Consider the following 12,730-nt stretch of genomic DNA (forward strand, 5'->3'; position numbering starts at 1 on the left):
TCATGACCAGATAATGCTAACACTACTCAGTGTTAGTTTAGCTCTACTGAGTAGGTAAATTTATCCCCTCTCGCGATCGTAGATGTATACTCTACAACCATCTCATGTTCAAAGGTGAGCCTTTCAATTAATAAACTAGGCTCATCCTGGCTAATTTGCAAAAGCTCTGCTTCCTCCTTTGTCGTAGGTACTGCTCGGAAGCGTTCATTCGCTTTTGTTAATTGAACATGATATAAATCGCGGAAAATGGTATACATAGGTTGTTTCTTTAATGTTTCTTCTTGTAAATCTGGGAACTTACTTACTGGGAGATAAGAGATTTCATAAAGCATGGGGATACCATCTGCTAATCTAAGACGTGTAACTTTATAGATTTTCTCCCCTTCTGGCAACCTCATCTTGATTGCCAACTTTCCCTCACAATCAACCTTTTCAAAGGCCAAAACTTTTGTAGAGGGGACTTTATTAATTTTTTTCATTTCTTCGGTAAAGCTGTAAAACTTAACCAGACTTTGATCGATAATTTTCGGAGAGACAAACGTCCCTTTCCCATGCTGTTTATAAATGAAATGTTCCTTCTCGAGCTCCTGCATAGCTTGTCTAACCGTTGTACGACTGACATCATACATCTCGCATAACTCTCGCTCTGACGGGAGGCGATCATGCTCTTTTAAATCACCTGATTCAATCTTTCCTACAAGGATATCCATTAATTGATAATATAAGGGCAATCGATTGTCTTTCTGCATTATGATTCTCCTTCATTGTACCACATCACGTGGTCATTACCAGTTAGTTCATTTTAACATGTTATGGAGAATAATAATAGGGGAATATATATATTTGTTTTTTAAGTTTAGTTGTGAAACAAAGATCCCCTACCTCGATGGTTTCCTATTGGGTAGGGGTATCTTAAATGATGTATTTTTATTCCTTATTTGCCTTTTCCCATTCTCCTTCGATACCTGCTTCATCTATTATTGTGTTCACATCATCAATGACCTCTTGTCCACCACGTGCCAAATACTCATCTACGAATTGGTCCCAATCAGCAACCGGTCTTTGCCCTACGATCATTTTTGTTAATTCATTTGTTGCAAACTCATTTAATTCAGACATTTTATTATTGTAGACTTCGGAGTGAATTCGATTCATTGGACTTACATATTGATCTGTTTCGTTTAACACCTCAACCAACTTTTTATTGAATTCCTTTGCTTCCTCAGCTTTCGAGTGTGTAGCATATTCTTCCATTGATTTATTGTCTTCTGTCCATCCACTTTCTTTTGGAATATAAGCGAGTGGAGCATATTTAGGATACTCTTCTGTTTTCTGCGGGACACCATCGACTATTTCATAGCCTTTTCCTTCTCCACCCCAGCTCCAGTCAAAGTATTCGTTATCAGGCGTCTGGTCTTCAGCTGCCACATATATTTGCATATAATCGATCATTTCTAATATTTTTTCAACCTTTTCTGGATCATCTTTTAAATCTGCACTTATGGACCACATTCGATAAAATGGAGACGCAGAGGAAATTCCCCGACTTCCATCCGGTGCCTCAAAGGCTGGAATCGGCACAACATCAGCTTCTGGTGCGGTCTTTCTCAGCGTCGGAATATCTAAATTAATCGGTTGTGCCCCTTTTTCAATTCCAGGCTGTTCATACCAAATGCCTACTTTATTGGCATTAAAATCTTTGAAAACATCACTATAAGGTTTGACTGCCCAATCCTTATCAAGCGCTCCTGCTTCAGAAAGCTCATGTAAAAAGGTAATTTTGTCTTTATTCCCTTCAGAAATCCATCCAGGAATTAATTGGCCCTCGTCATTTTTATGATACCAGCTGCTTGAACTCCAATATGTGCCCATCGCTGGATCGTACACGATATCCTTCGCCAATCCAAGTCCGACTGTATCATCTTTTCCATTCCCATCTGGGTCCTCCGTTGCAAAGGCGATTGCGACCTCTTTTAGCTCTTCATAATTAGTCGGCATCTCAAGCCCGAGATTATCTAACCAGTCTTGACGAATAAGTGGTTTCTTGCCTCCATTTGGTGGAAACCAAACAGGAATACCATAAACATTTCCATCTAGACTTACCGCGTCCCATACCTGCTCAGGAATGACAGAAAGTCTTTCATACTTATCAATATAATCATTTAACGGAAGGAACGCCCCTTGACCTGCCCATTTCATAAAATTCACATCTGGTCCTTCTGTTCCTACTACATCAGGGATATCACCGGAAGCCATCTTAACAGATAATTTTTCTTCATATGTATCCCAAGGAATATATTGTGGTTTGAAATTCACATCAAACTTTTCATTTAACTTCTTTACACCTTCACTATTTGGTTCAGGTACTGGTCTTTCCCAAGTACCATCAAACCAAGAAATCGCCACTTCCCCATCTTTGCTTGCGGAAGAACCAGATTTCTTTTTTCCTGATGAACAAGCACTTAAGACACCTACTAAAAGCAACACTGAAATGAAAATAGATAGATATTTTTTCATGCACATCTTCCTCCTTATGTTTTCATTGTCATCCATTTCCTTGCACTATTCTTTGACTGAGCCGAGCATCACCCCTTTTGCAAAATGTTTTTGTAGAAATGGATAGACTAATAATATTGGAATTGTTGAAATTAAGATTGCTGCCATGCCAATAGTTTCTGCTGGAGGAGGATTTTTTCCATCTCCTACATTCATGGCAGGATCTAAAATATTACTTGCTTGATTCAAAATCACAATCTGTCTTAATACCACCTGTACTGTCCATTTAGCTGGTTCACTTAAATAAAGCAAGGCCGTAAAATATGAGTTCCACAAACCAACAGCATAGAATAATCCAAATGCAGCTAAAGCAGGCTTCGATAATGGCAGCATGAGCTTGATAAAAATTTGCAGATCATTGGCACCATCAATAATTGCTGCCTCTGTTAGATCATTCGGTAAGTTAAGGAAAAACTGTCGCATCACGATTAAATTAAACGCATTGATCGCTGTCGGGATAATTAAGGCCCATAAAGAATCCATTAAACCTGTGGCTTGAACAATCATATAGTTTGGAATCATTCCAGCACTAAACACAAAAGTAAAGAGAATTAGAAACAAATAAACTTTCTGCCCTAATATATTACGAGAAAGGGCATAAGCCATCATGGCTGTAATCAATAAACTTACAAAGGTACCAATGACGGTCACATAAATGGTCACCCACAAAGAACGCATAAATTCCTTCGAGCTCAAAATATATTCGTAGGCATCTAACACCCATTCTTTTGGAAAAAGTAATAAATCTGTATTGACAAACTCTTCATAAGTGGCAAATGACACAACAAACATATAATAAAACGGAAATAGCATGGCTGCTGCAATGAGAATAAGGAAAAAGATGTTTATCCCATCGCCAATTCTGCTTAATAGTGTACGATCTTCCATGTAATCACTTCCTTTCTAGTAAACGCCTTCTTCACCAAATCGCTTCGCTAGACGATTAGCACCAACGATAAGGATAAAGCCAACAACCGATTTAAATAGGCCAACTGCTGTAGCAAAGCTAAAGTCAGAGTTTTGAATTCCCTTATAATACACAAACGTATCCAAGACATTCCCTACTTCCATTGTGAATGGAGTAAGCATCAGATAGATTTGTTCAAATCCAACATCCAACACACCGCCCAGTCGTAAAATAAGCAAAATAATGATCGTACTTTTTAGTGCCGGTAATGTAATATGCCAGATTTTCCGCAATCGCCCTGCCCCATCAACAGATGCGGCCTCATATAATGTTGGGCTTATGCCTGATAAAGCAGCTAAGAAAATAATGGTTCCCCATCCAGATTCCTTCCAAATCACCTCTAATACAATAAGCGGCATAAACCAAACTGGTTCTTGCAAAAATCCGATCGGCTCCATACCGAAAACGCTTCCTAAAAAGGAATTCACAATACCATTTGACTTTAATACAACGGTTACAATTCCGATCACGACAACCCAGGATAAAAAATGAGGGAGATAGACGATAGATTGTACAACCCTTTTAAAAACACTACTTCGAACTTCATTCAGCATCAAAGCCAAAACAATAGAGATGGGAAATGCAAAAACAATTTGTAAGAATGATAGATAGATTGTATTCCATAGGACCCGTATCACTTCTTTATCAGCAAAGATCGTTTTAAAATGCTGTAAACCTACCCACTCACTTTCCAAGAAACCCTTAAAGGCGCTATAATCTTGAAAGGCTATGATATTTCCAGCCATCGGTATATACTTATACACGATAAAATAAATGAGGCCTGGAAGAAGGAGCAAGGTGAGGTACCGTTCTTTCCAGATTCTTTTCCAAATGTTTTTCTGAGGTGGCCTTCCTATAAATTCAGGCTTGGCGATTGATTCTGCGCTTGTTTTTTCAATACTCTCCATTTACTTATGTCACTTCCTTTTTAATTGGTTGAGCATTTGATCTTTCAATTTCGACAATTTTCAAAAGCTTGTCGAATATTTACACAAATAGTAATGATTAGGACAAGCTTTCGTCAATCGGCTCTTTTTAGAAAGGTTCACGCATTTCTATATATCTGAAAAATAGTGAAGTTTATGTAAAATTGACTAGTATAGGGGGATATGCTATTGCAACGTTACTTGCAGAGGTTTAATAGAAAGTCGATCTTTTTTAAATTATTCTCGAGTTTTATGGTGGTCATATTATTATTTATCTCCTTTACTCTCCTCTCTTTTAGTTATTTTAAGAGAGCGATTCAACAGGAAATCATTGTCTATAATACGAATAATTTAATTCGCACCACAAAAGACTTTGAACATCATTTTAATAAAGCGTACAACAGCATGACCCGCTTTTATTTACAAGATGATTTAAAGACATTGTCTAACGAGGAATTAGACTACGCAGCGGCCAACCAAATAATTAAGGATTTATTCAATCTCCAAACAGATGACTCATTATACTTTGACAATCTATTATTATGGGACCGGAACCATAACATGGTATTTGGACAAGGCCGGGGAGCCTCACCTAATAAAGTCTTTACTGACTTCTATTCTAGTGATGCTTATCCTTATGATTTCTGGAAAACACAGTTCAAGGATTTAAATGGGACTAAATTTTACCAGACCGCTACTTTTACGAAAAAGGACGATCCCGTTTTCCGAAAAAATAAAACCGTTATCCCAATCGTTGTAAAAAACAAGCTGATGCCAGATATCATTATGATCGGTTTCCTAGACATTGATCGAATGATTGATGACTTTCATCAATCGATCAATCATCACTTCCTTATTCTTGATGATAAAGAGGCTCCCTTATTTACCTCTTCATCCATTCAAGATGGAACTATTCCCTCCCTTCCATCTGACAAGGATTGGATCAAATGGAACAAGAACTATTATTTTTATTCGAAAGGTTTAGATCATGAATTCACCTATGTAAACGTTATACCAGCAGCTAAAATTCTATCTCATATCTCGAGGATGAATATTACATTATCAATCATTTTATTTGTGACTTTACTGATCGCGATTAGTGTCTCTTATTTCTTTACCAAAAAGTTTAATAATCCAGTAAGACGAATCTTTGAATTAATGAAGCCATCCAATGAAAGCAGTTTATCTTTAAAACATATAAATGAATTTGAGCTCATTCAGGAGCATGTCCAGTTACTATTGGAAACGAATAAAGAAATACACGAGGATTTAACAGAAAAAAGAACACTCCTTCGGTATTATGCCTATATTAATATGATGAAAAAAATGCACGCGGATTTTCAAGAGTTGAAAGAACTCGAAGAAAAGAAACAACCTTATCGCATTGTCCTTATACAGCCAACCTTTAAGGAACAGTTTTTTTATGAGGAGCTAGATGAAGGGAAGACGATTCAATCTTTAATGGAATATGTAAAGATCATGATGACGAATGTTTTTCAAAAATCTGTCTACACCTTTCAAATTGAAAGAAATGAGATTCTTTCAATTATTTATTTTTATAATCATGAAAATAAGCTAAGTGAGATATTGGAAACTATTCAGCAGGCTGCTCAAGGAGACAAAGATTATTATTTCCTTACGATGACAGTGAGCTCACTTCATACTCAAGCAGCAGAGCTTACCACTGCCTATGAAAAAGTTCAAGAGGTTTCCAAATATCGCCCATTCCATAGTGAAACCACTCTTTGCTATGAAACGGGGCAACTTCCGAAGGAATATTCCCTATCAACTTCCTATAGAAAGCAACTTCATACCCATTTGAAGGAAGGGAATGCTGAGGAGGTCACGCGTTTACTAGATCAGATGATTGAAAAGATGGAGAAAAAAGCAGCCCCAACGGTTAGTTACATGAAATTAAAAGAAGCAGTTTTTCAAGAAACTCTTCAAATTATACAAAGTCTTCATCTTCATGCAGATGCTTTACGTACAATAGAGGATTCATTTATCTATTCTGCACAGAAATTACAAGTCTATTTTCATCAGCTTATCCATGAGGCCTGCGATCAAATAAAACAATCTAAGAATGAACAACATGATGTAATCGCTAGTGTCAAAAACTATATTCAAATGAATTATGCTAGTGAGTTAACCTTAGACACCGTAGCAAAGCAAATGAATATCTCCGGCGGATATTTATCCACCTACTTTAAAGAAAAAACGGCAATTAATTTTTTGGATTATGTCAATCAAGTTCGGATCGAAAAGGCGATAATGCACTTAACTGAAACCAATTTAAGGATCAATGAAATTGCTAGTAAAGTAGGCTACCAAAACTTAAATTCATTTAACAGGATGTTTAAAAAGCATACGGGCTTAACACCCAGTCAATATCGGAAAACACATTCACACACTGAAAATGAGATATCCTAGCCTCTAAAACATTGCACGAGGAGAGATATAATGATAAAAAGCTATAAACCATTGCTGTTAAACGATATGTTTCAATTGTACTTACAGCAAAAATGCAATATTAACAGAAGTGACTATGTTTATCATTTCAATATAAGCTATCATATGAATGAAAAAGAAGCTGCTCAATTTGATTTCGGCTATTTTGAGCAACTATTTGAAGAAGTCCACTTAACAAAGCAGGAAAATAGAGAGTTCTTTTTAAAATTATTCGATCTGAAGAAGACAATTTTGCAAGAATTTGATTATAGTTATAGGAATAAACTTTTAGATGATTCATATATCCATATTATTGATTCCTTGGAACAACAAGAAATTCTAATAATAAAAAAGCCAAAATCTGGATATCTCCAACCTAAAAAAATAAACACAACAAAGAGTGTCCCATTCAAGTCAAGCTTATTTCTAAACCAGCTAATTAGAAAACATTCCTTTTTGAAAAACAGGTATGGTAAGGCATTTATTATAATCCCTACTCCATTTATCAAGTGGACAATAGAGATAGAGGAGAAGATTTCCCTTTATTTTGGTTCTCACTTTCAAGATATCAGCTTGCATATTGCGACAATCGATGACGTTCATTATATTGTCAGTGTTGATTTACATGATTTAAAAGAGGAGCAAATTGCTGATCCAGCTGAAGACTTATTATTATTAATACAGTAATACAAGTTGGGGCGTTTTGACTCTTTTGCTTAGTCAAAACGCCCCTTTTCCATTTCACTATAATGATAAAGTTTGCTCTAATTCGTGGTAAATATTATTGCTGCGTGAACGATCGATGCATTTGGCATATAAATCTTCTAACTGATCTTGTAATTCCTTTGCCTCTGCCAAATGCTGTTTCCCTCGCTGCATCTGTTCCCGATACTTTCCTTCAATATGGGCAATTTCCTCTGCAAAAGCCTCATCTGTTCCCGGTGTGATAGCAAGTTCATACATATCAATGATCGAGTCTCCAAGACGATCAGGAAAATATTCATGCGGGGCCGTACTATCAAAAACCGCCCAACCTAGTTCCCGGATTAGAACCATATCAAGACTTTCTGGATCAAACCCACAATGATAAATCTCTATATCATACCCGCGTTTTTCGGCTTCTGCGACAACTTTTTTTAGTAAAGTTGATTTTCCTGTTCCCGCTCTTCCTTTCAGAAAATAGCGTTTTTGCAAACCTGCGGTAATATTATCTACAAAATCAACAGCTCCTACTGGTGTTGCTGCTCCTAAGAAACGCCGTAATATCGTCGGTTTTTTAGTGGTTATATTTTTCGCATCTTGAAATAGAGTGGTCAGAAGATCTTTTGTTACTTGATTAGCTTTAGTGAAGTCCATTTTTCCAATATAAATGTCTTCCCAATCATCATGTATACGAAGAGCTTTTTCATATGCCGCATATGTTTTTGCATAATGTTCACTTATTTTTCCATGTAAGGAATCTATTATTTCTTTATTTTCTTCTAATTTTACTGTACTCTCTTCTTGCTCAAGATCAATGGTTTCCCATTGAGGTCCAACACACTCTTCACCTATTATACGAGGCGGATCTGCATCAATCATCGCAAAGCCTTCCTCACGAATAATAAAACCTTCGACCTGATCAGGATGGTTTGCTCGGTGAATGATCTCAATCAAACTTGCTTGATCTTTCCATTTATTTACAAGCTGTTCCATGATCGCCGATTTTTCATTTTGTGATTTCCCAGTCAATAATAAAACCCTCTCGACATTCGCCAAATTTGAATCGTATAGACTGTAGAAACCCTTGGCCGTATTCCCCCCTGCAAAATAGTGCAAAATATTTCCGCTCATTTCATCATCTCCTTCTGATGAGCTTCCTCCACTCTAGCCTATGCAATAAAATGTAATTCTGACATTCACCTTAGAACTTTTTCTCATCAGCCGGCAAATTAGTGATAGGTCATAGGTAAAAAACAGGAGGGTCAACAGTTTAAAGGACACAACCTTGTAAAACACGCCATTGGATTTCACTACTGCGTGCCCCATTCTCCGCTGTCCTTAGTTAGAGACTTGGAAAACGAATAAATAATGAGTTACGTAATTTGAGTAAGCAAAGTTTGCTAGGTACTGAAATTTGATCTATGAACTCCTTTTCCTGCGTTTTATCCTGATTTTGCGCGCATAGAACCTTCTACGTACCACTTTTCTGCATTTCAACCTGATTTTGTGCGCATAGAACCTTCTACAAACCACTTTTCTGCATTTCAACCTGATTTTGTGCGCATAGCGCCTTCTACGTACCACTTTTCCGCGTTTTATCCTGATTTTGTGCGCATAGAACCTTCTACGTACCATTTTTCTGCGTTTTATCCTGCTTTTGGATCCATAGAACCTTCTACAAACCACTTTTCTGCGTTTTATCCTGCTTTTGGGTCCATAGAACCTTCTACGTACCACTTTTCCGCGTTCCATCCTGCTTTTGTGTTCATAGAACCTTCTACGTACCACTTTTCCGCGTTCCATCCTGTTTTTGTGTTCATAGAACCTTCTACAAACCACTTTTCCGCGTTCCATCCTGCTTTTGTGTTCATAGAACCTTCTACAAACCACTTTTCCGCGTTCCATCCTGCTTTTGTGTTCATAGAACCTTCTACAAACCACTTTTCTCCTTTCTTGATATACTCCAACAAGTCAAATAACCCCAAATCTGAGAAGGAATAGATCGCCCTTCGCAGATTTGGGGTTATTTGGTCTCGAGAGGTTAGACCCAACACCAACATCCGTTTTGACTTTGTGCTTTCCAGTGATGTCTTTATTCTTCTCTCTTCCGTGTGCGGGAAGGTTGACCTTTTTTTATAAAATCAATTGCTTCCCTTGTTTCATCAATAGAGGCGATCGCTTCTTTATATTGCTGGGAGGCGACACACATAAATAAGATATCGATTGCATGAAGTTGGGCAATTCGAGATGAGGTAGCGCCACTTCGGAAAGTAGGCTCCTTTGTTGCTGAAATGTACAGGCGTATATCTGCCTGTTCTGAGACAATCGATGAACCATATTTTGTCAAACTAATGGTTGTTGCCCCTTGTTTATTTGCCAATTCCAGAATTTTTGCCACTTCATGGGTACCACCTGAAAAAGAAATACCTATGACAACATCGTTTTTTCCCGCATTGGCTACAACGGTAGCGGCCATATGCAGATCATTAAAAGCAAGAGCATTTTTATTAATTCTTAGAAATTTCTGTTGAGCATCCTCTGCACTGATAAAGGAAGCACCTACCCCAAAGAGATGAATCGTTGATGCACCCTCAATGGCTTTGATCGCTTTAGATAGTTCTTCTGGACTTAACAGTTCAGCTGTTTCTTTTAGTGTTTGGATACTATTTGATGTCATTTTTTCAATAATGGAGTACATAGATTCATTCGGTTCGATGTCTCGGAATTCTGAAGTTGGTTCTTTCTGTAAATCTCCGGCTATGCGTAACTTTAATTCTTGTAAGCCTGTTAAATCGAGGGATTTACATAACCGAATCACCGCTGCACTACTAGTAGAACTCCTCTTCCCTAATTCACTTGCTGTCAAAGAAATGGACTCTCTAGGATTTTCCAACATATATGAAGCAATTTTTCTTTCTGAAGGGGGCAATTTTGCAAGCATTTCAGAAAGCATTACTAATCCACCTGTTGCATATGACATGGCATTCAACCCTAACTCAATTTTTTTCCTCACAAAGACTGTATATACAAGATCCTACCATTTTCTCTCCTTTTCTGGCAACTACGATTTGCTCGACCAGATAAACCAAGACTGCCATCAGTTGAGGTTTTCTTCATCCCCACTGATGGTAGCGAGACTTATCGGGGTGTTAGCGTCCGTTATCCCCCACTTAGACTTCTTTGGAATCTCCTAGTCTTGAAATGGGGGGTCTTATGGACGGTTGGACCGGGATAAGATTCTTATTTATACAGTAGATATGGTTGTCTTTGCTTTTGGAACTGTTCTACTTGAACTTGGCACCCTTCTAGAAACTCCTTTGTTTGCCCCTGCATAATAATATCACGCAGCTTTTTGGTTCCAGCTAGTAGATCGAAAAAATATTTACCATTTTGATGTCTGAATTGAAAATCATGTGGATACATTTCCGCAATCAGCTCTATAATCGTTAAGCCTGCTTGCAAAGAGAATAGGGATTTACGATCAACGATATGCATTTGTACCCCTTCACAAACTTCGCCTTGATATTTTTGTACATTCGGTACATATGAAACTGGACGGGCTAAAACACCTGGAAGTTGTTTCTGATTGAAGGCTTTTGCCAATTGATAGCCGTCAATATAAGGGGCGCCTATATATTCAAACGGCTTTGTTGTGCCTCTTCCTTCCGATATATTGGTTCCCTCAATTAAGCATGTACCAGGATAAAGAATGGTCATATCAAGGCCAGTTGTATTTGGTGAAGACGGCACCCAAAATAAGTCAGTTTCATCATAATAAAATTGCCTCTTCCATCCTTCCATTTCTATAACAGTTACTTCACAGTCAATCCCCATTTCATGCTTATAAAATTGTGCGATTTCACCGACTGTTAGCCCATGACGATTCGGTATAGGATAAAGTCCAACAAACGAGCGCACATCTTCCTCAACTAAATTTCCCTCGATGGAAACACCCGAAATAGGATTTGGGCGATCGAGAACAACAAATTCTTTACCATATTCGGCACATGCTTCCATTACATAGGCCATTGAGTAAATATACGTGTAATACCTTGATCCAATGTCTTGTAAATCAAACACAATGACATCGACAGGATCAAGCATCTCTTTACTTGGCTTTTTCGATGCCCCGTATAAACTGTAGACAGGTAGACCCGTGTAAGGGTCGATGGAAGATTCCACTTCTTCCCCTTCTTTTGCATCTCCACGAATTCCATGCTCTGGGCCATACAAAGCCGTCAAATGAATGTCTTGGTGGTCATGAAACAAGTCAATGGCAGGAATAAGTTTTTCATTTACCCCCGTTAAATTTGTTAATAAACCAATTCGCTTACCTTTAAAAACTTGATAACCTTTTTCTAAAAATAAATCTAAGCCGATTTTCATTCTCACACCATCCTCTTTTACTTAATCCTAGCCTTAAAGGTCATATCCCGGGATGCTACCACCTTTTCGAACGTTAGCTCCAGCAGGAAACTTTAGCGTTTGCGCGTACTGTGTCCGATTTACACACCCTCGTACTGTTCCTAATGCTTTGTAATAATCATGATAGCGGAAAGAGGAAGAATTCATAACAAACCAATAGTGAGTCAGCGCTTCTAAATAGGTGTCGAATTCCTCCGAAACATCGACATAGATATCAGGTACATATCCCTCCATATCTTCCCAATTCTCACTATGATAAATTCCGTAATAATGAGGTGCTAATCCGTCAAGGTCAAAGCCGGGAAGTCCAGCTTTTAATTGTGCTGCTTGGACAATTTTATAACAAAGAGAATGATCGGAATGAATGCTATTTTCCCAATGGGTAATCACTACATTCGGTTTGATCTTTCTTAACAAGGTCGCCACATGTGTCACGATCTCGTCATTAAAGGTAAGCTCTGCATCCTTATAATCCAGTGTAATCGTCTGCACCCCAAGAATTTCTGCAACCTCTTCAGATTCTTTTATTTTTTGTTTACGGTATTCTTCAACTGAAATATGAGGTGGATTTCCCTTTTCTCCTGCTGTTAAATGAACAAAAGTAACTTCATGACCCGCCTTTGCATACTTATGGGCAATTGCACCTGCCTGCAGTTCTACATCTCCACAATGAGCTCCTACTAACGCTAGTTTCATAAATGATTCC

11 protein-coding genes are annotated in these 12,730 nt (G+C 37.9%); 2 read left to right on the forward strand and 9 right to left on the reverse strand.

Going from position 1 to position 12,730, the window contains the following annotated elements:
* Positions 1-32 precede the first annotated feature (32 nt).
* The 4 genes from KI375_RS01580 to KI375_RS01595 all read right to left on the reverse strand — a co-directional run bounded on the left by KI375_RS01580 (position 33) and on the right by KI375_RS01595 (position 4,431).
* Entirely contained in the window at positions 33-749 is a 717-nt protein-coding gene (locus KI375_RS01580; protein ID WP_244852163.1) for a GntR family transcriptional regulator, read from the reverse strand.
* 178 nt (positions 750-927) lie between these two features.
* Complete coding sequence (locus KI375_RS01585; protein ID WP_212971790.1) at positions 928-2,517, reverse strand: extracellular solute-binding protein; 1,590 nt, start codon at positions 2,515-2,517, stop codon at positions 928-930.
* Between the two features lie 45 nt (positions 2,518-2,562).
* Positions 2,563-3,444 carry a carbohydrate ABC transporter permease gene (locus KI375_RS01590; protein WP_207446567.1) on the reverse strand — a complete coding sequence of 294 codons (882 nt, stop codon included), beginning with the start codon at positions 3,442-3,444 and terminating at the stop codon, positions 2,563-2,565.
* A 15-nt stretch (positions 3,445-3,459) separates the two neighbouring features.
* On the reverse strand, positions 3,460-4,431 hold the full coding sequence (locus tag KI375_RS01595) for an ABC transporter permease (protein ID WP_212971791.1): 972 nt from the start codon (positions 4,429-4,431) through the stop codon (positions 3,460-3,462).
* 207 nt (positions 4,432-4,638) lie between these two features.
* Between KI375_RS01595 and KI375_RS01600 the strand changes: the two genes are divergently transcribed.
* Positions 4,639-6,879, forward strand: coding sequence for a helix-turn-helix domain-containing protein (locus tag KI375_RS01600; protein ID WP_212971792.1), 2,241 nt, complete (start codon positions 4,639-4,641; stop codon positions 6,877-6,879).
* Between the two features lie 30 nt (positions 6,880-6,909).
* Positions 6,910-7,584, forward strand: coding sequence for a hypothetical protein (locus KI375_RS01605; protein ID WP_212971793.1), 675 nt, complete (start codon positions 6,910-6,912; stop codon positions 7,582-7,584).
* 57 nt (positions 7,585-7,641) lie between these two features.
* Here KI375_RS01605 and KI375_RS01610 read toward each other — a convergent pair whose 3' ends face one another.
* The 5 genes from KI375_RS01610 to KI375_RS01630 form a co-directional block, all read right to left on the reverse strand.
* Positions 7,642-8,730, reverse strand: a complete 1,089-nt coding sequence (locus tag KI375_RS01610; protein WP_212971794.1) for a PRK06851 family protein — start codon at positions 8,728-8,730, stop codon at positions 7,642-7,644.
* 566 nt (positions 8,731-9,296) lie between these two features.
* Positions 9,297-9,569, reverse strand: coding sequence for a hypothetical protein (locus KI375_RS01615; RefSeq protein ID WP_212971795.1), 273 nt, complete (start codon positions 9,567-9,569; stop codon positions 9,297-9,299).
* Between the two features lie 122 nt (positions 9,570-9,691).
* The gene (locus KI375_RS01620; protein ID WP_212971796.1) at positions 9,692-10,579 is read right to left on the reverse strand and encodes a MurR/RpiR family transcriptional regulator; all 888 of its coding nucleotides are present in this window, start codon (positions 10,577-10,579) and stop codon (positions 9,692-9,694) included.
* 260 nt (positions 10,580-10,839) lie between these two features.
* The gene (locus tag KI375_RS01625) at positions 10,840-11,985 is read right to left on the reverse strand and encodes an exo-beta-N-acetylmuramidase NamZ family protein (protein WP_212971797.1); all 1,146 of its coding nucleotides are present in this window, start codon (positions 11,983-11,985) and stop codon (positions 10,840-10,842) included.
* Between the two features lie 33 nt (positions 11,986-12,018).
* Positions 12,019-12,720 carry a PIG-L deacetylase family protein gene (locus tag KI375_RS01630; RefSeq protein WP_212971798.1) on the reverse strand — a complete coding sequence of 234 codons (702 nt, stop codon included), beginning with the start codon at positions 12,718-12,720 and terminating at the stop codon, positions 12,019-12,021.
* Between the last annotated feature and the right edge of the window lie 10 nt (positions 12,721-12,730).

This window comes from Bacillus sp. J14TS2 (assembly GCF_018333015.1).
In the GTDB taxonomy this organism is placed as follows: Bacteria; Bacillota; Bacilli; order Bacillales; family Bacillaceae_C; genus Lederbergia.